The following is a 21830-nucleotide window of genomic DNA, read 5'->3' as shown; positions in this document are numbered from 1 at the left end:
ATGGCGGGTATTTATATTCATGTTCCATTTTGTAAGCAAGCATGTTTTTATTGCGATTTTCACTTTTCAACGTCACTAAAGAAAAAGGATACATTAATTAAGTGTTTAATAGAGGAAATTGAACTCAGGTGTCATGAATTAGAAAACAATGTTATTGAAACCATTTATTTTGGAGGGGGTACCCCGTCGTTATTAACTAATAAAGAATTAAGAATACTTATTGAAAGTATTAAGAAACATTATTCGGTAATAGAAAACCCAGAAATTACCTTAGAAGCCAATCCAGACGATTTATCCGAAAACAGAATAATCGAATTGTCAGAAAGCCCAATAAATAGATTGAGTATTGGTATACAATCTTTTTTTGATGATGATTTGAAAAGTATGAATAGGGCGCACAATGCTCGCGAATCGCAAGTATGTTTGGAATATGCATCAAAGTATTTTGATAATATTACGATTGATCTCATTTATGGGATTCCAGATATGAGTTTAGAAAAATGGAATAAAAATTTAGATAAGGCCTTAAGTTTTGGAGTGAATCATATATCGAGTTATGCCTTAACTGTCGAGCCTAAAACAGCTCTAGATACTTTTGTTAAAAAAGGAATTTATCCACCAATTGATGAAGAATTGGCATTGCAACATTTTAACGCTTTAGTCGCTAAAATTGAAACGAATGGGTTTGTGCATTATGAAATTTCAAATTTTGGAAAACCTGGTTATTTTTCAAAACACAATACGAGTTACTGGCAAGGGAAGTCATATTTAGGGATTGGCCCATCGGCGCATTCATTTTATGGTAATACGCGCAGTTGGAATGTTTCGAATAACACCAAATACATTCAATCTATTCAAAAAGGAAAATTGCCAAGTACTACCGAGTTGCTTTCAAAACAAGATCAGTTTAATGAATATGTTATGACCGGTTTGCGCACCATTTGGGGAGTTTCATTTAAAAAAATCGAGACTGATTTTGGTTTAGATGTCCTTCAGCATTTAAAAGTTTCATCTTTAAAATTTATAAATCAAGATTTACTTGAGTTAACTAATTTTTTAGAAGAGGAGCATACTAGTACATTAAAAGTAACTAAAAAAGGAAAATTTTTAGTTGATGGAATTGCTTCAGAATTATTTTTGATTTGATTATATTTGAGTATGATCGCAGCTATTCAATACAATTCAAGAAAACTTCAAATTAATTTAAACAAACCTATTGATATTTCAATGCCGCTAAGGGCTTCAAAGAGTAATGTTAATGCTTGGTATGTTGATGAACCTAAAATTGAACCGGCAAAAGACGGTAAATGGATTGCTAGTGTAAAAGAAGGGGCTTGTATTAATTTTAATAATATTTTTTTTAACCCACACGCTCATGGCACACATACCGAGTGTGTTGGTCATATAACCGAGGAGGTACATTCTATAAATGATAATTTGAAGCAGTATTTCTTTTTAGCAGAGGTAATAACCGTTGCGCCAGAGCGTTTCAATGAGGATTTGGTTATTTCAAAAAAACAAATACAATTTGCTTTAGGTAACAAAAAGCGAGATGCCGTAGTAATTAGAACAATTCCTAATACAAGAAGAGAAAAGTTTTCTAAGCAGTATTCAAATACAAATCCGCCTTATTTAATGAAAGATGCAGCTGTTTATTTGAAAGAAAAGGGGGTTAAACACCTTTTAATTGATTTGCCAAGTATTGACAAAGAGAAAGATAACTGCGAACTTCTTGCGCATAATGCCTTTTGGAATACCAAAGGAAAATTAAGGATGGATGCGACAATAACAGAGCTTATTTATGTCTCAAATAAAGTGGATGATGGTAAGTATTTTTTGAATTTACAAATCGCTCCTTTTGAAAATGATGCATCCCCAAGTAAGCCTATTTTATATAAAATAATTGAATAAATGGATGCAATTTTAGGGATTTTAATAGGCGTTTTATTTGGTTGGGGATTATTTGCCTATTATCAAACATTAAAACGAAAACAGTTGGTTGATTCACAGTCAACTATACTTTTAGATAAAATTAAAACAGTTTGTAAATTGATTACTGTAGAAGGCGATTTTGCAGAAATATATCATTATCAAGATGTAAAACAGCGACTATTAAAATTGGTTTCTAGCAGAAAGAAAGCATTGGTAGTTATTAATGCGAAGGCGCATGTAGGATTTGATTTATCAAAAATTGTGCTACGAGCGGATAATGCTAAAAGGAAAATTATTCTAGAACAATTCCCACAACCGGAAGTATTATCTATAGAAACCAACTTAAATTATTATGATAAGTCTGATGGTCTATTTAATAAATTTGATGCAGCCGATTTAACAGGTTTGCATAATGAAGCGAAACTGCATATTAAAGATAAAATTCCTGAAAGTGGTCTTATTCAAGCGGCACAAAAAGAGGCTTTAGAAACTGTATTACTTATTGAGACCATAGTTGAAACCATTGGCTGGAAACTAGATTATTCAGATCTTAAAATAGAGGAAGGTATAGTAGCTAAACTTAAATAATGGATATAGAGCAAATTAGAGCCTATTGCCTGAATAAAAAAGGAACCACAGAAGATTTTCCTTTTGACGCCGATACTTTAGTGTTTAAAGTATTAGGTAAAATGTTTGCTTTAGCTTCATTAAAATGGTGGGAGCGTGGAGAAGCAGTAATAAACTTAAAAGCAGATCCGGAGTATTCAGAACAACTTCGCGCAGATTATAATAGTATCCGTCCTGGATATCACATGAGCAAAAAACATTGGAATACACTTTATCTTCATGAAGGTGAATTAAGACCAGAATTTATTAAAACACTTATCGATCATTCTTATGATATGGTAGTAAAAGGTATGACTAAGAAAATGAGAAATAGTTTAGCGAACTTTTAAAACGTCATTTATTTGTTGTATATTTATATTTCATTGTTTTTTCAGCCACTTATTAATAGCATAATCAAAGTAGCCTTAAATCTTAAAGTCGTATTTAATTAACCAATATATTAACTTTAATTTTTAAATGATTATGAAAAAAGCCAACCAATTTTTTGTAGCAATAGTATTATCTCTCTTGCTACTCAGTTTCAGTAACATTTTTGCACAAGAAGAAAAAGAAGAGAAAGGTCCGCAATACCTAACGCTTACTACCTTGCATTGGAATATGGATTATGAAGACTTTGATATGGATACATGGAAATCTGTTGAAAAGGAGTATTTAGATAATGTAACAGCTAAGAATGAACATGTTGCCGCCTCGTCTTTTTATTTGCATCAATTAACACCAGATAATCGTGAACTTGTTTATGTGCGGGTATACAATACTTGGGATGCTATTGAAAAGGCAAGTGATAGAGATGCAGAATTAGCCAAGGAGGCATGGCCCGATGAAGCAGATCGAGAGGCTTTTTTTAAGAAACAAAATGCTTATTATGATCGTGATCATTCAGATGAAATTTATGCAACGTTACCGCTTGTAAAACCATTACAAGATGTTTCTAAAGATATGATATGTTATGTGCGCACTTCACATTTAGCTTTTCCTGATGATGGGGATAATGACGAAATAAAAATGTTAATGGGTGAAAATTTTGATAAACTAATAAAAGACAACCCGTTAATTAAAGGATATTACCCTCACAGACATGCTTGGGGAAAAGATGGTACAGAAATAATGGAGGCTTATTTTTTAGATTCCATGACAGATTTAGATAAAATGTTTGATGGGCTTGAAGATCTTATGAAAGAAGCATGGCCAGACGAAGAGGTAAGAAAGGCGAGATGGAAAAAAGTTAATAAATATTTTACAGGTGTACATGGTGATGCTGTATATAAGTTTGTAGCTGGACTCAATAAATAATGGTATTGAAATATTAAGCTTAAAAAGGCACTTCCTTAGTAGAAGTGCCTTTTTGTTTCATCCAATCAAGCTTGTAATAATTTTTTTAAGCGTATTATTGTAGAGTTAAAAAAAACGTAGATGAGTGTATTACAAACCCTGATAGATAGAAGTAACAATAGCTGCGAATTATGTAATTCAACGCAAGATTTAAAGCAATATACCATTCCGCCTTCTCTAAACGAAAATGTAGCGAATGATATCTTAATTTGCAAAATTTGTTTAGATCAGGTAGAAGGCCATGTAGAAATGAATACAAATCACTGGCGTTGTTTAAATGATAGCATGTGGAATGAACACGTTGCTGTACAAATCATGGCATGGCGTATGTTACAGAGACTCAGAAATGAAGGTTGGCCAAAAGATTTGCTGGATATGATGTATCTCGATGATTCCGTCTTAGCTTTAGCCAGAGCAACGGGAGAAGATAAAGATGAAAGTGAAAAAATTATCCATAGAGATGTAAACGGAGTTATTTTAGAAAATGGAGATGCTGTAGTGCTTATTAAAGATTTGAAAGTAAAAGGCTCAAGTATGGTCGCTAAGCAGGGTACAGCGGTTAGAAATATTCGACTGGATCGCGAAAACGCGAAGTATATAGAAGGAAAAGTAGGTGTGCAACAAATCGTTATCATTACAGATTACGTTAAAAAGTTGTAATATTTGGGTGTTACCTATAGGTCCGATTTTGTTTTATATCTTTTTATATGCAATGCGTTTTAGTGCTTCATTAAGTATCGAGTATCGCTCAAATTAGGACTTTAATTCGAAATTTAGAGAAGCATGAAAAAGAAAACCTTTCAATCTTTCAACACATAAATATGCTAGAAATAAGACCAACATGCGAGAATTGCGCTAAATTGTTACCCTTCGATTCAGAGGAGGCCATGATTTGCACATTTGAATGTACGTTCTGTAAAGATTGCGTAGATCACATATTAAATCAAGTATGTCCAAATTGTGGAGGTGGTTTTGAAAAACGACCTATTCGCCCAGAACGTCTACTTGAAAAACACCCGGTGTCTACAAATGTGGTTTATAAGCCTGTAAATAGTTAACTAGTTTTTTGTTCATTCTGCAGTGCTATAATTTGATTCATCCCCAGTAGCAATACAATAAGAGCAATAAATCCAATAATATAGTGACCTGCTCTTGTTATCCCAAATGGCTTAGCTATTAGAATAAATAAACTCGTGGATACCCAAATTAAATCTTGAGTTATAATCCATAAAATGGCGAGTCTCCTTTGTTTTTTTATTTCATAAATAATGGTACCCATAAAAAAGATTAGAACAAGCCCAGTTATCCAAAAAGGAGAAGTGCTAATACCTAATAAATCAGCGAATTGCTTGTTGAAAATAATGAGTATTATCCCGGAAATTCCAGAAAAATAAGCGTTAATGCGTAAAGATTTTTGTAATTGATTCATGATGTTTCTTTTAAACAAAGTTCAGAAGTAACTTAGAATAAACACTTGATAAATATCAAGAAATAATATCAATTTGAATGCTGTCTTAATCTGCTTAAAGTTTCTGGAGTAATACCAAGCATAGAGGCAATATATTGAAGTGGAACATGGTTAAAGAGTTGTGGATGTTCCTTAAATAAGGTGTTAAATCGTTGTTGTGATGTTGTATGAAGTTGAGATAGCATTTTTTGTTCTAAAAGCGCAAAGGAGTGTGCAAGTAAAATATTATCAAACTCCAACCATTTAGGTTGGGTTTTGCAAAGTTTAGAATGTGTATCTCTATCGATAACATGTAAGGTACAATCTGTGACTGCCTGAATATTCCAAAAATTAGGGGTTTCAAAAACAAAACTAGATAGTGAGGTTATAAATTTCCCGTTACTTCCAATCCAAAAAGTTATTTCCTTACCATCTATAAGATCAAACATCCTTAGGTATCCAGACTCAATAAAGGCCATTTCTTTGCATAAACTTCCAGCTTCGAGGAAATAGCTACCTTTCTTTAAATCTATGGTGTAAAATGATGATAGTATGACTTCCAAACTAAAATCGTCTACACTTACTTGATTAGATATACATTGTTTTAGTGATTCCAGAGGGTATTAAGATTTGGCAGTCATGTTTCTTCTGCAAATTCGAATTTAAAAGTGGTTTAAGACGATGTATCAGCAATAATTTTCCATTCCTCATTTATCTTCTTAAAGATAATCATGAAAATACCATCGGCATTACCAACCTCTCGTTTAATATGGTATTCTCCTAAAACATAGTAAGCACCTTCGCTTATTGGAGAAATATCATTAATTTTAAAACTTAACTTACCAGTATGGTCTTCAGTTGGGTAAGCTTTTTGATAGCGTTCCAAAGTATTTTCCCAACCATAGGTTACTCCGTTTGCGCCATAAAATTTTAGTGAGTCGCTCTTCCAATAACCTTTCATAAAACCTTCAAGATCATTGTTTGACCAAGCTATGCGCTGCTTTTTTAAAACCTTGTTAATGGCTTTAATGTCTGCTTCTTCATTATTCTGAGCGTAACCACCAAATGCGCAAACCATGCAAAGAAGTATAATTAGTTTTTTCATGTTTATTGGGTAAATTTTGAGGTTATTATGAATTTAAGAAGTAAATGTAACAAAATATTGTTTTATTGAGTTAATCATCGATGAAATTGACATTAAATTATGTTTTGTCTAAAGTAAAAATCTATTGGTCGAAAAAATAGTGTGTAAACTTATTAACTTTATTATTTTTATCAAGCAATCGAAAAATGATTGTTCTCCCTCAAATTTAGCTATTAACCCTTTAAATCACTTAATTATGGATTTAGAAATCACTAACTGCAACAGTTTTTTTAAAGTAAAAGGTATTCTTAATAAAAGTAATGTTGCTCTTTTTCAAAACAAGTTTAATAATATTTTTGACGAGGTAAATGATCTTACGATCAGTATTAAAGATATTGAAAGTATGGATAAATATGGTGTTAGTGCCATTGCGCAACTTCATGAAGAGGCTTTGATGAAAAATAAAAGATTTTCAATTATTGGTTATGGTTGTAAAGAACTTTACGATCATTTTAAGACTGGTACGGCAGCATAAATTTATTTTACAGTATATCTTTTTGTCGTTTGTAAAATGCATCCGACTGCAATTGCATAAGTTCCCTCGCTTTTTTGCGCTTGTAGGTGTATAATTCGTCTTCCTCCTTAATATCGCTATAAATACGATCGTTTATAACATAATCAGTTTGAAGCATAGCTTCACGCTGATTTTTGTTTTGTAAGACACTTGTTTTTATCGCCATTTCTTGATCTTCTAATTTGAAGTCGTAGGCTCCCATAGGTGAAAGTAATTTTGCTAAAATAGGAGAGGTTTCTATGGCTAGAAACAATAGAAATATAAAAAATGAGGGTAGCCAAGGTAATCGTTGCAATGCATTTACACGTGCCATTAGGCCATTAAAATTATTAATTATGGGTTGAGAGTTAGCAACCTCCGCGTCGTAATTCGCATTAAGCTGGACTATTTGATTTTCAATAGCAATTATTTTTAACCTGTTATCAGTTTTAAGCTGATTTAGTTCATTTAATAAGGCGTCATGCTTTTCTCGTTTTTCTTTGTAGACAGGTCCTTTGCCTAATAGTTTTGTTCCAGCTGTTCCTTCAGCCTCAGAAATATAGGTGTCATACAATGAGTTAACTTCAGTTTCTTTGGTATTTATTTCTGTTTGTAGCCTCAGTATATCATTTTTTAAATCTTGAATTTTTGGTAAGAATTGCTCGCCGATTTGATTTTTATTAGCTAGTGTTAATTCGTTTTTCTGCTCTAATAGTACCTGGTTAATTTCTTTTTCAAAAATCTTTAGCTCCAAAGGTTTAGAGATAACAACAGCTATAATTATAGCTAGAATAATTCTAGGTACTGCCTGTATCAACTCGTCCATAACATGTCCCGTTTTTTTGATTGAGGAAACAATATAACGATCTAGATTAAATATGAGTAACCCCCAAATGAGACCAAAGAAAATTGAAGTATACAGAGTATCAAAAACCGTGAAAAGAGCATAACTTGATGCTATAAAAGCCATAACTGCAGTGAAGAAAACAGTTGCTCCTACGCCTGCATATTTATTTTGTTCACCTTTTGAGCATTGATTTAAAATATCGGTGTCTGCTCCTGAGCAAATAATGAAGAATTGCTTTAACATAATGATTGATTTTGATTGATGATTGACTATTAGAACGTCGAAGTTCGTTTTTTGTTACATAATTTGAACCAAAATTTATTGATATTTATGCTTTCCTAGACCTGACACTTTCAATAATAACTGTAGAAATAATTAAAGTACCGCCAATAAAGGTGTTTGAAGCCGGAATTTCGTTTAAGAAGAAGTATGCCAATATAATTCCAAAAATGGGTTGTGTACTTAAAATGATACTTGCTGTACTAACTGAAAAGTGTTTTAAGCTTTTAAGGAATAAAGAATGCCCAATAGCTGTAGCTACTAAAGCTAGCATAATAATGTACGGATATTGTGTTTTAATATTTGAAGTATCAAAGAAATATAAAACTGGTAGTAGTGAAATAGTAACTACTAAAAGCTGGTATAACATTACCATAGTACCATTATATCCTGTCGAGCCTCTTTTTAAAATGATGTTTCGGAGAGAAAACAAAACAGCTGAAATTATACCCCAAATGATCCCTTTAAAATAGGAGCTTTCAAAATTAAACTCTGGAGCTAAAATGTAGATTCCAACAAAGACTAATATAGCTAAAAGTAAGTGTACCTTATTAAATTTTGCTCTAGTTAATAAAGGCTCTAATATGGCGGTTATTGCTGGAAAAGTATATAAGGATAGCATTCCAATGGCAACATTTGAAATTTTAATGGAGTAGAAATAAGTAATCCAATGTGCTCCTAGAAATAATGCACTAAAGAAAAATGTACTTCTATCTTTAGTGTTTTTTATTGTAAGATTAATTTTTTTTAATCTGCAGAACAGATATAGAATAACTAAAGCTAATATTGCACGCCACCATATAATAACAGCTGTGGGCATATCGATATATTTACCTAAAACTCCAGCAGAACTTATTAGAAATGTAGCAAAACTAAGTTCCAGTATATTTTTTGTGTGTTGGTTTTTCATATTTTGTAGCTAACATGTGTTAGCGATAGTAGTGGTTAGCTTTTGGCTGGTAGTCGTTTTGGCTCAAAACTAATAAGATAATCTCCAAACCTAGTAGTAAAACTTTCGTTTTTAACAAAAAAATGGTATTTATCTTTTTTATTAACTAATTTATTAAGGTATTTTTTTTATTTGTGTTCTTTTTTAAAGTATATTTATAATTCCCTCTCAAATACTAAAGTATTAATAGTTGCTCCTTATTTGCGTTATTATATAAAAAAACTGGCAATTAAATTATTCCACTTTTTTTAAACGACTTGTTTCTATAATTAATTTATGTGTTGGTATTTAATATTTTAATCGTTATTAATAATTTTTAACCAACTAAATTTCATTTATTATGAGAAAATCAATTATTATTTTATTTGCTTTTATGATGAGTAGTCTTTTTATGAAGGCACAAAGTATCTCTGTGCATATGCATAGAAGAGTAGCTGAACAAGACATGGAAGAGGTTTTAAAAAGGGAAGTTGAGTATTGGAGTAAGTTTGCCCAGAGTGAAATTGATAAAGGAAACATGGATTTTTGGGGTGTTTTTGTTCGTATAGGTGGAACAGATTTGGAAAATGAACCAAATATTCTAATTGTTAATGGCTTTACAGATATTGACAAAAGAATTAATTGGGGAGGTATTACAGACCTGTTTCCAGATGTAAAAATGGAGGATATGGAAACCAGAGGTATGAGCACTTCAACGGATATGATTATACTAAAAGATTTAAACAATCACATTCAAGCGCCAAGTGCTACAGGAGATGATTTTAATTTTGTTAGAATAAAGTATCACAATGTAAAGGATTTAAAATGGCATTTTGAATTTGAAGCTAATAAAATTAAACCCTTATTTAAAGCAGATATGGATGCTGGTAAATCAAAAAGATTGGGCTGGGGAAATGCTGTTATTTTAGAACCCAAATCAGAAAGATTTCCTTATAAAGCATATTCATATAATTTGTTTTCTAAATTAAGTGATGCCTTAAACCCAAGACATAAAGATGGTACACCATTTCCAGATGGCTTCTTTGATGAATATCAAAAAAATGTTGCTGGCCCCGACGATTCAAGACTTTATAGAGCTGTGAAAGTTATAACTAAATAGATTAAAAAAAGGGATTGTATTTAAATACAATCCCTTTTTTTATTTAGATAATTCAGTATAATACTTATAAAACAATGGAATGGTTTCTATTCCTTTCAGGTAATTCCAAACACCAAAATGTTCGTTGGGTGAGTGAATGGCATCACTATCTAAACCAAAGCCCATTAAAATAGTTTTACTCTTTAATTCTTGTTCAAAAAGAGCAACAATAGGAATACTGCCGCCACTACGCTGTGGAATTGGTGTTTTTCCAAAAGTATCCTGATAAGCTTGACTTGCGGCTTGATAGCCAATGCTGTTAATTGGAGTTACATATCCTTGACCGCCATGATGAGGGGTTACTTTAACCGTTGTGCCTTTTGGAGCAATACTTTCAAAATGTGATTTAAAAAGTTGGGTGATGTCAACCCAATCTTGGTGAGGCACCAAACGCATAGATATTTTGGCATAAGCCTTACTTGCTATAACCGTTTTAGCACCTTCACCAATATAGCCTCCCCAAATACCGTTAACATCAAGGGTTGGTCTTATAGAATTTCGCTCGTTTGTTGTAAATCCAGCTTCTCCGTAAACTGAATCAATATTAAGTGCTTTTTTGTAGTTTTCTAAAGAGAAAGGTGCTTTTGCCATTTCAGCGCGTTCTTCTTTTGAAAGTTCTTCCACCTTATCATAAAACCCTGGGATAGTAATATGATTGTTTTCATCATGAAGAGAAGCTATCATTTTGGTTAATATATTAATAGGGTTGGCTACAGCGCCACCATATAAACCAGAATGTAAATCACGATCAGGTCCTGTAACTTCAACTTCAACATAACTTAAACCTCTAAGTCCAGTAGTGATCGAAGGTACGTCATTCGCAATCATTCCCGTATCAGAAATAAGAATGACATCGTTTTTAAGTTTCTCTTGATTGTTTTTTACGAAGGTTGCAAGATTAGCACTTCCTACTTCTTCTTCACCTTCAATCATAAATTTGACGTTACAAGGTAATTGATTGGTGGAAGTCATAAACTCCATAGCCTTTACGTGCATATACATTTGTCCCTTGTCATCACACGCACCACGAGCGAAAATGGCGCCATCGGGATGTTTTTCTGTTGACTTAATAACAGGTTCAAAAGGAGGTGAATCCCAAAGAGCTATTGGGTCGGGAGGCTGTACATCATAGTGTCCGTACACTAAAATAGTTGGTAAGTTTTTGTCTATTATTTTTTCACTATAAACAATGGGGTATCCGTCTGTAGTGCAAATTTCAACTGAATCACATCCTGCTTTTTCTAAACTTATTTTAATAGTATCCGCCGTTTTTAAAACATCATTTTTGTATGTAGAATCGGCGCTTATTGACGGAATTTTAAGTAGATCAATAAGTTCAGTTAAAAATCGCTCTTTATGTTCTGAAATATAAGATTGAATATGTTTCATTGAAGTATAATTAAGGATGTACTCAAAAGTATAAAAAAGATAGTTTTTTAATACTATAAAGTTTGCAATTTAAAAATCTTGTTTATATTTGCAGTCCTTTTGCGGGCGTGGTGGAATTGGTAGACACGCTAGACTTAGGATCTAGTGCCGTGAGGTGTGAGAGTTCGAGTCTCTCCGCCCGCACTTCATAAAAGGAAAAGCCGAAGATTTATCTTCGGCTTTTTTGTTTTATAAGTAATATCTTTTTTCTACAACTAGAATTGATTTATCCTTGAATTTTGAAATTTATATTATCGTAAAGTTTTGATATCCAATAATTACAGATTTTAAAATAATTTAATAGACTGATATACGTGTAAATATTTATGACTTTAAAAGAAAATATTTTTTAAAGACACTATATGGTAAAGTAATCATTTCATGTAGCTGGAATTGAAGAATCCCTGACAGATGATTTTCTTATATTAAATTCGCCATTAAAAATAACTGTTTCTATTTCGGAATTTGGGTTTTTAATTCGAGATAATAACATTTCGCCTGACTTCTTTGCCATATCGTATGTTGGCTGTTTAACACTACTAAGTTCTGGAGTTACAAGCTTTGCTATTCTGGTTTCAGTAAAACCTACGAAAGCAACATCCTCTGGTATTTTATAGCCATTGTCTTTTAACTTCTTCATGGCACCAATGGCGACCATGTCATTAACACAGAAAAAGGCATCAGGTAAATCTTGTTGAAAGATAAGATCTTCAATGGCATCCATTCCTTCTTTGGCTAGAAGTCCTGTCTCAATTATTTTATAGTTTTCTTTGGGGAAATTATGTTTGTTCATCGCTTTTTTAAATCCTTGGATTCTTTCAGAAGAAACACAGAGGTTTTTATAACCTGATAAGTGATAAATTTTTTTATATTTTTCTCTAATTAAATGTTCTGTTGCAAAAAAGCTCCATTTAACATTATTAAAAATGACCTTAGAGGCTTGTAAAGTCTCATCAATTCTGTTTAAGAATACTATAGGGTAGCCTTCATTGTGTTTTTCTATATAGTAGCTGGCGTTTTTGTATCCAATGGTAGGTGCAATTATTAAGCCGTCGACCATATTGTTTATTAGTGTTTTAACATTTTTTAATTCCTGATCTTCATTTTCATCTGACTGCATTAATAGGACTTGATAGCCTTTAGATATAAAAAATTCTTGCAGAACAATAGCAACTTCAGAATAGTAACCATTCATGATTTCGGGTACTACAACTCCAATATTTAATGACCTATTTTGACTGAGCTTTTTAGCTATCGGATTGGGATAATAGCCCATTTCATGTGCAGTTTTTAGGATCATTTCTTTGGTGTCTTTTCTAATGTCATATTTGTCATTAAAAGCCCTAGATACAGTAGAAACTGATACGTTTAAGCATCTCGCTACATCTTTGATAGTTACGTGTTTCATTTTTATAAGTATTTATGGACTTGCCAAACCAATTCCGCAATCATTGACATAAAGTTTTAAAATTTCCGAAAACTATTCCAAATGTTATTTTTTTTAGATTAAAAACTGGCTTACAAAATGAAATTGAGGCTTAATAAATTCCAGATGTAAATTGAGTTAAGGATAATTATTTGTTCTATATAAATATAAGTTAGAGGGTTAGAAGTTTCATATGTTTTCATGAAATGTTGATTTCGGAAACGGTTTCGGTTTTCGGAAACGGTTTCGGAAACGGTTTTTTTTTTTCTTTTCCAAAAAATCAGTTTTCAAGCTGTGGTAAGTCTAATTTTAATCGCAATTAATTAACTAAACATAGAAATTTATGAAACTAAATTACATCATAGTAATGGTGCTATTGAGTTTTTGTTTTGCTGGATGGGCGCAACAAAAAACTGTTACTGGTACTGTTATAGATGAACAAGGGATTCCCCTTGCGGGAACAAACATCTTGGAAGAAGGAACAACAAATGGAGCTCAGGCTGATTTTGATGGGAACTTTACAATTAATGTTGAAGAAAACGCAATTTTAGTATTCTCTTATATTGGTATGCTAAAACAAAGTATTAGTACTGCCGGTAAGACAACTATTAAAATCACCTTATTTGAAGACGCAGCGCAACTTGATGAAGTTGTTGTTGTAGGTTATGGTTCGCAGAAAAAAGTTAACCTAACGGGCTCTGTATCGGTTGTGAAAGCAGAGGAAATAACTAAGCAGCCAGTGGCACAAGCGTCGCAAGCCCTTGCAGGATTAGTTCCCGGGCTTACAGTAACTCAAAATAGCGGACAGCCAGGTGCAGATGATGCAACTTTGAGAATTAGAGGTATTGGGACACTTGGTAATGGCAGAAAAAATGATCCGTTAGTTTTAGTTGATGGCATACCTGATAATATAAATGGTGTCGATCCTAATGATATTGAATCGATTTCGGTACTAAAGGATGCGGCAGCAGCAGCTATTTATGGTTCAAGGGGAGCAAATGGTGTTATTTTGGTCACTACTAAAAGAGGTAAAGAAGGAGTAGTGACAACAACATATAATACTTATGTAGGATTTCAATCTCCTGCTCAACAATTAGATTTCCTAGGATCTCTGGGGTATATGGAGGCCTTTAATGATGCTATACCTGGTTCTTTTGACGAGGAAACCTTAGAAAAATATAGGAATGGCAGCGGAGTAGGTACAGAGAAATTACCGGATACAGACTGGGTTGATTTAATATTTTCGAGATCAGGATTACAAATGTATCATAGTGTAGGGGTTAATGCAGGTACAGATAAATTGAAATTAGGAGGGTCTATTTCCTATCTCGATCAAGAGGGTAATGTGCCAGGGTATGAATTTAAAAGGTATTCAGGTAGATTTAATTCAGATATAAAAATTAGTAATAAACTAGATGTTGCTTTTGATTTAAACTTTAGAAGAGAAATTAGAGATGAACCAAGAGCATTAGAAAATACAATTAGACAAGCATACAGATATCAGCCTTTATTTGTAGCTGTTAACGACGATGGTAGTTGGGGGCCTGGTTTTAATGGAAATAATCCGCTAGCCATAGTTAATTCAACATCTTTAGATAGAAATATAACTAATTATTTTAGAGCAATTTTAAAAGCTACGTATAAACCTATTGATGAATTAGCAATATCACTTTCTTATTCGCCTCAATATACGGACAGAGATCGGGATGCTTTTATTGCTGGTTATATTTATAAAGAAAACTCAGATGCTGAACCTAACACAGAACTAGTTACTAATAATAGTTTAAATAAGTCAACCTCAGAGGTTTTTATAGATAACTTTAATTTCTTAGTTAATTTTAACAAGAGCTTTGGAGATCATAGTTTAACGGCTTTAGCTGGTTATGAATCTATAAAAACGCAATCGGAAAATTGGGGTGCCTTTAGAAGAACTTTTGTGGTTCCTGAGTTTAGAACCCTAAACAACGGTAATGCAGAAAGTGCGACTAACCGAGGTTCAGCTACTTTGTTTGGTTTAGAATCTGTTTTTGGTAGGTTAAACTATACGTATAACGATAAATATTTACTTGAAGCTAATGTAAGAAGAGATGCTTCCTCAAGGTTTGCTGCAAGTAACAGGGCGCAAACATTTCCTTCGTTTTCTGCTGGTTGGGTGATTTCAAATGAAGGTTTTTTTCCTGAAAACGATGTCGTAACATTTTTGAAAATTAGATCTTCTTGGGGGCAATTGGGTAATCAAGAAATTTTCACCACGGACGCGAATGGTAATCCTGTAGCTGAGAATTTTATTTATGCAAGTCAGTTTGGAATAGGAAATGCTGACACTGTTCTAGGAGGGGCTTCTCAGGTTGGTGGAGCACAAACACAATTAGCTAATCCACTTTTGGTATGGGAAACTGGAGAAAACTTCAATGTTGGTTTGGATGTTAACTTATTTTCTAGTAAATTAAAATTAACAGCAGAATATTATAAAAGAACTACTAAGGATATTATCCTAGAAATTGGTACGGTGGCGCCAAGTGCAGGTTTAGGCGTCCCTTTTAGAAACGCAGGTGATGTAACAAATTCAGGTATAGATTTTTCTTTAGGATGGAGAGACAATATTGGAGACTTTAATTATGGTATTACTGGTAATTTTTCTACGTTTAATAATGAAGTTACTGGTCTTGCTGATGGATTAACAGAGCTACCTGTTATTGGTAATACAATAAATAGAGTTGGGGAAATGCAGAATTCTATTTTTGGTTTACAATCGGCTGGATTGTATCAAGAGAGTGATTTTACAGATGGAGTATTGAATAGTGATTTGCCAGTTCCTGCATTTGGAACAGTGCAACCAGGAGACATAAAGTATGTTGATACCAATGGACGAGATACGGAGGGTAACTTAACAGGAATGCCAGATGGAACCATAAATAATGATGATAGAGCAATAATAGGAAGTACAATAGCTAACACTTTTTGGGGAGTTGATTTTCAAGCGGCTTACAAGAATTTTGATTTTTCTGTATCGTTTATAGGAGAATCGGGTAGGGATGTAGTGTTGCTGGAAGATGCTGGTTGGTCTTTCTATAACGCGGGTAAAATTCAGCAGTGGCAAACAGATTATTGGACGCCGCAAAATACAGGTGCGGCTTATCCACGTGCAATTGCAGATAGTAGCTCTCCTAACTGGAGGGTAAACGAAACCTACATGTTTAATGGGGCTTATACAAGGCTGAGAAATTTAACGATTGGGTATACACTTCCTAGAGATTTTTTAGATAAAATTAAATTGAAGAACTTCAGATTGTATTTATCTGGTCAAAACCTATTAACTTTTGATAAAATGCCTGATGGAGTGGATCCTACGGTTCCAGACTTTACTAATGGTGGTTTTTATCCGGTAATGAAAATTTATACAATGGGATTGACCATTGGGTTTTAATAATTAAAAAAGATTATAACAATGAAAAGAATCAAAAAATTATGTGCATTTTGCCTTTTAGTTATAGCTATGGCGAGTTGTGCAGACGAGGTATTGAATTTAAAAGACCCCGGAACACCCAATAGTTCATCTTTTTTCTCTACAGAAGCGGAGTTAGAAGTAGCGTTGGTTGGCGTTTATGAATCACTAAATTATGTAAATGCCACTCCGTTTCCTCAGGTTCTGGATCATGCTACCGATCTAGGTTTTAGCCGAGGTAACGTAGCGGAAACTGCGACGGTAACAACTGGAGGATTAACCTCTACAAATAACCTAGTTCGTGGGTTTTGGAATAGTTTTTATGCAGGTATTCAACGAGCTAATTCTTTGTTAGCAAATATGGAACGAGCAGAAGATAATTCTGCTCCCGTAAGATTTGAAGAAATTCGTGGTGAGGCATTGTTCTTAAGATCAATGTTTTATAGTTATTTAATAGAGTTGTACGGAGATGTGCCTTTCCATAATGAAATGACGGTGTCTTCTCAAGACCCTCTACCAAGAATGCCAAAGGCTGAAATAGTAGCCAATTTATTAAGCGATTTAAATGATGCAGCTAAGGTTTTACCATTAAACCCTGCCGAGTCGGGAAGGGCTTCTGCAAATGCAGCTAATACGCTTGCAGCAAGAATAGCTCTTTATAATGGGAATTACGCTTTAGCGGCTCAAAAAGCGAAATTGGTGATGGATAGTGGTATTACATTAGCTAATGATTACGAATCCTTGTTTAGCGCAAATGGGATCAATGATTCAGAAGCGTTGTTAAGTTTGCAGTATGTTACAGGGACTAAGGTTCATGGATTAGCTGTTAGACAAGGCAGTCGTTTTGGAGGATGGTGTCAATTTGTACCAACACAACAAACAATTGATACTTACGAGACCATAAATGGGTTGCCCATAGATGAAGATCCAAGTTTTGATCCTGCTCACCCATTTGAAAATAGAGACCCAAGATTAAAGGCCTCTATAGCAGTACCTCAAGAAGTCTGGTCTGGCCATGTTATCGAAACGCATAGTGATAGTTTAGCAACATGGAAAGTAGAGAACGGAATTAAAACAGAGCGAGTGTATAACCCTAACTCAACTAATCCAGCAGGAGTAAGTATCGTTGATCCTATTAGCGGCAATCGTTACAGCTCCGGTGGAGCAAATCGTTTTGTGTCTTTTACAGGCTATTTTTGGAAGAAATTTTCTGACGAACCTACATTAACAGGTGAAACAGGAATATGGGCAGGTGTTGGTGAACACCCTGTTATTATAATGCGTTACGCAGAAGCTTTATTGACCTATGCCGAGGCTAAAATTGAAGCCAATCAAATTGATCAAACTGTATTGGACGCGATTAATCAAATAAGAGAGCGAGCATATAGAGGTTCTGGTATTACATATCCCGCAGTTACAACCACGAACCAATCCGAGCTTAGAAGAATAATTCGTAGAGAACGTAAAGTAGAATTAGCTGATGAGGGGTTCCGTTTATTTGATATTAGAAGGTGGCGGATTGCAGAAAAAGTTTTAAATACTATCGCGTTTGGAAGTCCTGCTAATGGTTTTAGTAAAATTGGCGGGGACTTAGGATTAACTCCAGATATTGATCAAGATGATTTTGCGACTTATCCTGGGGCTCCATCTCAACCAAGAGTTGAAAAAGGTAATTTAGACTATAGAGAGTTGGAAGTTAGGGTATTTAATGCTGATAGAGATTATTTATGGCCAATACCTGATGCTGAAATTCAGGCTGCTCAGAGTAATGGCTTACAAATGCCTCAAAACCCAAATTATTAAAAGTTAGTTTTTTGTTTAGAAATCATTTTGATTTTAGTTAGTAAGTAATTAGGGGGCAACTATTGCCCCCTATCTAATTTATAAGTTTAATTATTAGAGTATGGGTGTTACATTCTTTAGGATAAAAAAAGATTGGATTGTAATTGGTTTTCTATTTCTAATAGTTTTTTCTTGTAAAGAAAACAACAGTTTACCTGCTAAAATGGAGGGCAAAGAAATTAAAGTAAAAACAGGCTTATTTCAATTTGTAAGCGACTCTATAAGTGGTGTTTCATTTATTAATGAACTTCAAGAGAGTTTTGAAATGAATGCCTTGAACTATGATTATATGTATAATGGTGCTGGCGTTTCTGCGGGTGATTTTAATAACGACGGTTTAATTGATTTATATTTTATATCTAATCAAGGTAGTAATAAGTTATTCATAAATAAGGGGCAGTTAAAATTTGAAGACGTAACCGAAACAGCCAATGTTCAAGGATTTCCTGGTTTTGAGTTGGCATCTACAATTGTTGATATAAATTCTGATGGATTACTTGATATTTATGTTTGCCGTTCAGGACCTTTTATTCAATCTCAGGCAAGAGAAAATAAACTCTATATTAATTTAGGGAATAACAACGATGGTGTGCCTGTTTTTGAAGAGCAAGGAAAAAAATACCAGCTTAATTTACCTCATTATTCAACGCAAGCCTCTTTTTTTGATTTTGATAAAGATGGTGATTTGGATATGTTTTTAATAAATCATAATACAGATACCAAAGTCCTTTATAATTTAGATGGTTACAAAAAAAGAAAATCTCCTTTTACAAGTGATCGGTTGTTTGAGAATGTTGAGGGAAAGTATATTGATGTATCTGATAAAGCAGGAATTATTAACGATGGAATTGGTTTTGGTCTAGGTTTGGCAATAGGCGATTTAAATAATGATTCTTGGCCCGATATTTTGGTAAGTCAGGATTTTGCCTCTAGTGATAGGATTTACTTGAATCAAAAAAATGGCACATTTAAAGAGGTTTGTAAAGAGGCAACAGGGCATACATCAAACTTTTCAATGGGTAATGATATAGTCGATTTTAACAATGACGGTTGGTTGGATTTTATGACTTTGGATATGGTTTCGGAGGATAATTATGGTATTAAAGCCAGTATGAGTGGTATGAATCCAGAGCGTTTTAAAAGCTTTGTTAAGAAAGGTTTCCATCATCAATATATGTACAATACCCTTCAGTTAAACAATGGTGTCATGTCAGGAGATAGTACGCCATTATTCTCTGATATTGCTTTTTTATCCGGAGTTTCTAGCACAGATTGGAGTTGGGGGCCACTGTTTTTTGACATGGACAATGACGGAGATAAAGACTTATTTGTATCCAACGGAATTAAAAGAGATTTTAGGAATGTAGATTTTATTCATTACCGTCAAAAAGAAGAATCTGAATTTTTAGAAAAAATAAAAAAGGCGCCTCAGAATGTTATTCCTTTATTAGAGCAACAAAGGGATGATAGAATTCTTCGTAGAATGCCATCCAGAAAAAAGGAAAACTACTTTTTTGAGAATTTAGGAGATTTATCATTTCATAAAAAGAACAATGTTTGGATTTCAGAAAAATTAACTGCTGCAAACGGTGCGACTTATGCCGATTTAGACAACGATGGCGATGTTGAAATCATTACAAATAATATGGATGATGTTGCTTCAATCTATAAAAACAATAGTGTAGAAAATGGTTTTGGAAATTTTTTAAAGGTAAAACTTAAAGGAGCCAAAAATAATTTATTTGGAATTGGAGCGCGTATCGTTTTAAAGACTACAAGTGGAGAGCAAACACAGGAACAATATTTTACTAGAGGGTTTCAGTCTTCTGTAAGTTCCATTTTACATTTTGGTTTAGGTGATGAGAGAAATATAGAAGTATTGGAGGTTATTTGGCCAGATGGTAGTTCGCAAGAAATTAATAATGTTAAGTCCAATCAAACAGTAATACTAAAATATGATGAAGCTTCTAAACGGGATAGGACTCCTATAAAACCATTATATAAGTTTCAAGATATTACAAGATCAAGTGGACTAAATCATTTTATTTCCCAAAATGACTTTAATGATTTTAAAAGAGAATCATTATTACCTCATAAAATGTCTGAAGAAAATTTAGCCTTGGCTGTTGGAGATATAAACAATGACGGTTTTGACGATTTTTATGTTGGCGGAGCAAAAGGTTTTTCAGGAGCATTGTTCCTGCAACAGAAAGGTGGTACTTTTTCAAAAATAAATAAAGCACTTTTTAAGTCTGATGAAGATTTTGAAGATGTAGACGCTTTATTTTTTGATGCCGATAATGACGGGGATTTAGATTTATATGTGGTCAGCGGCGGCAATGAATACGATTTAGAGTCAAAGTTTTATATAGATAGGTTGTACATTAACGAAAGAGGCATTTTTAAGAAGGCTGTAATACCTTTTCCTAATACATTGAGATTTAGTGGTTCTGTAGTGCGCCCTTATGATTTTGACAACGATGGAGATATAGACCTTTTTATTGGAGGAAGACAAAATCCAGGGCAATACCCGCTGCCAGGAACTAGCTATTTACTTAGAAATGATTCTTCAACGGATGAGTTAAAATTTGTAAAACTTGAGAACCTTGGCCTTGAAAAAATTGGTATGGTTACAGATGCCCAATGGGTAGATTTAGATTCTGACACCTCTAAAGAATTGGTTGTAGTTGGGGAGTGGATGCCTATTGTCGTTTTTAAGAATAACAACGGCGTTTTATCGCAAAGTTTGAGCAATAAAGCATTGGAGAACTATGTTGGTTGGTGGTTTGGATTAAGTAGCGGCGATTTTGACAATGATGGCGATTTGGATTTTATAGTGGGCAATTTGGGGTTAAACTCAAAATATCAAGCTTCAAAAGAGAAACCTTTCCAAATTTATGCTAAGGATTTTGATGAAACAGGAACCTTAGACATAGTATTAGGCTATCATCAAAATGGAAAAAATTACCCTTTAAGAGGGAGGCAGTGTAGTTCGCAACAAATGCCGTTTATTAAGAAAAAATACCCTAGTTATCATTCTTTCGCAATGGCAGAACTTGAAGAAGTTTATGGTTCTGATAATATTGAAGACGCTTTAAAATATAATGCTTATTGGTTTGCCAATAGTATTCTTTTAAATGATGGAAAGGGAACATTTTCTATAGAGCCTTTAGATGGGTTAGCTCAAACCACAGCAATCAAGAACATTATAAATCATGATTTGAATGGGAATGGCTTACAAGATGCGCTTCTTTTTGGAAATATGTACGATTTTGAAGTGGAAACACCGAGACAAGATGCGGGTTATGGTCTTTGTTTATTGCAGGAAAAGAATGGTTTAAAAAGTCTGGCTAACATTGATAGCGGTCTTTTTGTTGAAGGAGAAGTTATTAATGTCAAAAAAATTAATCTCGGAACTAATGAACTGGGGCTTTTAGTTTTGAAGAATAATTGTAATCTTCAGCTTTTAAAAATAAAATAGTAGTATTAAAAAATAGTGTT

Annotated in this window: 19 protein-coding genes and 1 tRNA gene; 13 read left to right on the top strand and 7 right to left on the bottom strand. The window is 33.5% G+C overall.

All coding sequences use genetic code 11. The annotated features are described in order from the left end of the window. The 7 genes from hemW (at position 1) to Q0857_RS01050 (ending at position 4949) form a co-directional block, all read left to right on the top strand. Entirely contained in the window at positions 1 to 1146 is a 1146-nt protein-coding gene (gene hemW / locus Q0857_RS01080; RefSeq protein ID WP_298532145.1) for a radical SAM family heme chaperone HemW, read from the top strand. 12 nt (positions 1147 to 1158) lie between these two features. Further along, the gene (locus tag Q0857_RS01075) at positions 1159 to 1911 is read left to right on the top strand and encodes a cyclase family protein (RefSeq protein WP_298530885.1); all 753 of its coding nucleotides are present in this window, start codon (positions 1159 to 1161) and stop codon (positions 1909 to 1911) included. Beyond that, complete coding sequence (locus Q0857_RS01070) at positions 1912 to 2520, top strand: DUF4230 domain-containing protein (RefSeq protein WP_298530882.1); 609 nt, start codon at positions 1912 to 1914, stop codon at positions 2518 to 2520. Then, entirely contained in the window at positions 2520 to 2888 is a 369-nt protein-coding gene (locus Q0857_RS01065) for an MmcQ/YjbR family DNA-binding protein (RefSeq protein ID WP_298530879.1), read from the top strand. The genes Q0857_RS01070 and Q0857_RS01065 overlap by 1 nt, the downstream gene beginning before the upstream one ends. Positions 2889 to 3021: 133 nt before the next feature. Further along, on the top strand, positions 3022 to 3852 hold the full coding sequence (locus tag Q0857_RS01060; protein ID WP_298530876.1) for a hypothetical protein: 831 nt from the start codon (positions 3022 to 3024) through the stop codon (positions 3850 to 3852). Positions 3853 to 3972: 120 nt separating this feature from the next. Then, positions 3973 to 4551 (top strand): alkylphosphonate utilization protein, encoded by a 579-nt coding sequence (locus Q0857_RS01055; protein WP_298530873.1) that lies wholly within the window; start codon positions 3973 to 3975, stop codon positions 4549 to 4551. 161 nt (positions 4552 to 4712) lie between these two features. After that, positions 4713 to 4949, top strand: coding sequence for a DUF1272 domain-containing protein (locus tag Q0857_RS01050; RefSeq protein ID WP_298530870.1), 237 nt, complete (start codon positions 4713 to 4715; stop codon positions 4947 to 4949). On the opposite strand, the gene Q0857_RS01045 is transcribed toward Q0857_RS01050, so the two are convergent. The 3 genes from Q0857_RS01045 to Q0857_RS01035 form a co-directional block, all read right to left on the bottom strand. Next, positions 4946 to 5320 carry a hypothetical protein gene (locus Q0857_RS01045; RefSeq protein WP_298530868.1) on the bottom strand — a complete coding sequence of 125 codons (375 nt, stop codon included), beginning with the start codon at positions 5318 to 5320 and terminating at the stop codon, positions 4946 to 4948. The two genes, Q0857_RS01050 and Q0857_RS01045, sit on opposite strands and share 4 nt — an antisense overlap. Positions 5321 to 5388: 68 nt before the next feature. Continuing rightward, positions 5389 to 5901, bottom strand: coding sequence for a Crp/Fnr family transcriptional regulator (locus Q0857_RS01040; protein WP_298530865.1), 513 nt, complete (start codon positions 5899 to 5901; stop codon positions 5389 to 5391). Positions 5902 to 6011: 110 nt separating this feature from the next. Next, a complete protein-coding gene (locus tag Q0857_RS01035; RefSeq protein WP_298530863.1) occupies positions 6012 to 6443 on the bottom strand; it encodes a nuclear transport factor 2 family protein in 432 nt (143 codons plus the stop codon). Between the two features lie 235 nt (positions 6444 to 6678). On the opposite strand from Q0857_RS01035, the gene Q0857_RS01030 reads away from it, so the two are divergent. Next, positions 6679 to 6957 carry an STAS domain-containing protein gene (locus Q0857_RS01030; protein ID WP_298530861.1) on the top strand — a complete coding sequence of 93 codons (279 nt, stop codon included), beginning with the start codon at positions 6679 to 6681 and terminating at the stop codon, positions 6955 to 6957. A gap of 7 nt (positions 6958 to 6964) precedes the next feature. Here Q0857_RS01030 and Q0857_RS01025 read toward each other — a convergent pair whose 3' ends face one another. Continuing rightward, positions 6965 to 8065: a DUF4407 domain-containing protein gene (locus tag Q0857_RS01025; protein WP_298530859.1), complete on the bottom strand. Its 1101-nt coding sequence runs from the start codon at positions 8063 to 8065 to the stop codon at positions 6965 to 6967. Between the two features lie 85 nt (positions 8066 to 8150). Then, the gene (locus Q0857_RS01020) at positions 8151 to 9011 is read right to left on the bottom strand and encodes a DMT family transporter (RefSeq protein ID WP_298530857.1); all 861 of its coding nucleotides are present in this window, start codon (positions 9009 to 9011) and stop codon (positions 8151 to 8153) included. A 379-nt stretch (positions 9012 to 9390) separates the two neighbouring features. Here Q0857_RS01020 and Q0857_RS01015 point away from each other — a divergent pair, with 379 nt between their 5' ends. Continuing rightward, the gene (locus tag Q0857_RS01015) at positions 9391 to 10149 is read left to right on the top strand and encodes a hypothetical protein (RefSeq protein ID WP_298530852.1); all 759 of its coding nucleotides are present in this window, start codon (positions 9391 to 9393) and stop codon (positions 10147 to 10149) included. Positions 10150 to 10188: 39 nt separating this feature from the next. Here Q0857_RS01015 and Q0857_RS01010 read toward each other — a convergent pair whose 3' ends face one another. Beyond that, positions 10189 to 11577: a dipeptidase gene (locus Q0857_RS01010; RefSeq protein WP_298530849.1), complete on the bottom strand. Its 1389-nt coding sequence runs from the start codon at positions 11575 to 11577 to the stop codon at positions 10189 to 10191. Positions 11578 to 11678: 101 nt separating this feature from the next. On the opposite strand from Q0857_RS01010, the gene Q0857_RS01005 reads away from it, so the two are divergent. Beyond that, positions 11679 to 11760 (top strand) — tRNA-Leu (locus Q0857_RS01005). A gap of 235 nt (positions 11761 to 11995) precedes the next feature. On the opposite strand, the gene Q0857_RS01000 is transcribed toward Q0857_RS01005, so the two are convergent. After that, complete coding sequence (locus tag Q0857_RS01000) at positions 11996 to 13024, bottom strand: LacI family DNA-binding transcriptional regulator (protein WP_298530846.1); 1029 nt, start codon at positions 13022 to 13024, stop codon at positions 11996 to 11998. A gap of 361 nt (positions 13025 to 13385) precedes the next feature. On the opposite strand from Q0857_RS01000, the gene Q0857_RS00995 reads away from it, so the two are divergent. From Q0857_RS00995 to Q0857_RS00985, 3 genes are all read left to right on the top strand, one after another. Next, positions 13386 to 16469 carry a TonB-dependent receptor gene (locus tag Q0857_RS00995; RefSeq protein ID WP_298530843.1) on the top strand — a complete coding sequence of 1028 codons (3084 nt, stop codon included), beginning with the start codon at positions 13386 to 13388 and terminating at the stop codon, positions 16467 to 16469. A gap of 21 nt (positions 16470 to 16490) precedes the next feature. Continuing rightward, positions 16491 to 18290 (top strand): RagB/SusD family nutrient uptake outer membrane protein, encoded by a 1800-nt coding sequence (locus Q0857_RS00990; protein WP_298530840.1) that lies wholly within the window; start codon positions 16491 to 16493, stop codon positions 18288 to 18290. A 100-nt stretch (positions 18291 to 18390) separates the two neighbouring features. Beyond that, a complete protein-coding gene (locus tag Q0857_RS00985) occupies positions 18391 to 21810 on the top strand; it encodes a VCBS repeat-containing protein (RefSeq protein ID WP_298530837.1) in 3420 nt (1139 codons plus the stop codon). The last annotated feature ends 20 nt before the right edge of the window (positions 21811 to 21830 follow it).

The organism is uncultured Algibacter sp. (genome assembly GCF_947495925.1).
In the GTDB taxonomy this organism is placed as follows: domain Bacteria; phylum Bacteroidota; class Bacteroidia; order Flavobacteriales; family Flavobacteriaceae; genus Algibacter_E.
The sequence above is the reverse complement of the archived record's forward strand: the minus strand, read 5'-3'. Positions and strand labels throughout refer to the sequence as shown.

What these genes read in the sequence shown, in the direction of transcription:
- hemW (WP_298532145.1), top strand. Translation starts at nt 1, where the DNA reads ATGGCGGGTATTTATATTCATGTTCCATTTTGTAAGCAAGCATGTTTT.
- Q0857_RS01075 (WP_298530885.1), top strand. Translation starts at nt 1,159, where the DNA reads ATGATCGCAGCTATTCAATACAATTCAAGAAAACTTCAAATTAATTTA.
- Q0857_RS01070 (WP_298530882.1), top strand. Translation starts at nt 1,912, where the DNA reads ATGGATGCAATTTTAGGGATTTTAATAGGCGTTTTATTTGGTTGGGGA.
- Q0857_RS01065 (WP_298530879.1), top strand. Translation starts at nt 2,520, where the DNA reads ATGGATATAGAGCAAATTAGAGCCTATTGCCTGAATAAAAAAGGAACC.
- Q0857_RS01060 (WP_298530876.1), top strand. Translation starts at nt 3,022, where the DNA reads ATGAAAAAAGCCAACCAATTTTTTGTAGCAATAGTATTATCTCTCTTG.
- Q0857_RS01055 (WP_298530873.1), top strand. Translation starts at nt 3,973, where the DNA reads ATGAGTGTATTACAAACCCTGATAGATAGAAGTAACAATAGCTGCGAA.
- Q0857_RS01050 (WP_298530870.1), top strand. Translation starts at nt 4,713, where the DNA reads ATGCTAGAAATAAGACCAACATGCGAGAATTGCGCTAAATTGTTACCC.
- Q0857_RS01045 (WP_298530868.1), bottom strand. Translation starts at nt 5,320, where the DNA reads ATGAATCAATTACAAAAATCTTTACGCATTAACGCTTATTTTTCTGGA.
- Q0857_RS01035 (WP_298530863.1), bottom strand. Translation starts at nt 6,443, where the DNA reads ATGAAAAAACTAATTATACTTCTTTGCATGGTTTGCGCATTTGGTGGT.
- Q0857_RS01030 (WP_298530861.1), top strand. Translation starts at nt 6,679, where the DNA reads ATGGATTTAGAAATCACTAACTGCAACAGTTTTTTTAAAGTAAAAGGT.
- Q0857_RS01025 (WP_298530859.1), bottom strand. Translation starts at nt 8,065, where the DNA reads ATGTTAAAGCAATTCTTCATTATTTGCTCAGGAGCAGACACCGATATT.
- Q0857_RS01020 (WP_298530857.1), bottom strand. Translation starts at nt 9,011, where the DNA reads ATGAAAAACCAACACACAAAAAATATACTGGAACTTAGTTTTGCTACA.
- Q0857_RS01015 (WP_298530852.1), top strand. Translation starts at nt 9,391, where the DNA reads ATGAGAAAATCAATTATTATTTTATTTGCTTTTATGATGAGTAGTCTT.
- Q0857_RS01010 (WP_298530849.1), bottom strand. Translation starts at nt 11,577, where the DNA reads ATGAAACATATTCAATCTTATATTTCAGAACATAAAGAGCGATTTTTA.
- Q0857_RS01000 (WP_298530846.1), bottom strand. Translation starts at nt 13,024, where the DNA reads ATGAAACACGTAACTATCAAAGATGTAGCGAGATGCTTAAACGTATCA.
- Q0857_RS00995 (WP_298530843.1), top strand. Translation starts at nt 13,386, where the DNA reads ATGAAACTAAATTACATCATAGTAATGGTGCTATTGAGTTTTTGTTTT.
- Q0857_RS00990 (WP_298530840.1), top strand. Translation starts at nt 16,491, where the DNA reads ATGAAAAGAATCAAAAAATTATGTGCATTTTGCCTTTTAGTTATAGCT.
- Q0857_RS00985 (WP_298530837.1), top strand. Translation starts at nt 18,391, where the DNA reads ATGGGTGTTACATTCTTTAGGATAAAAAAAGATTGGATTGTAATTGGT.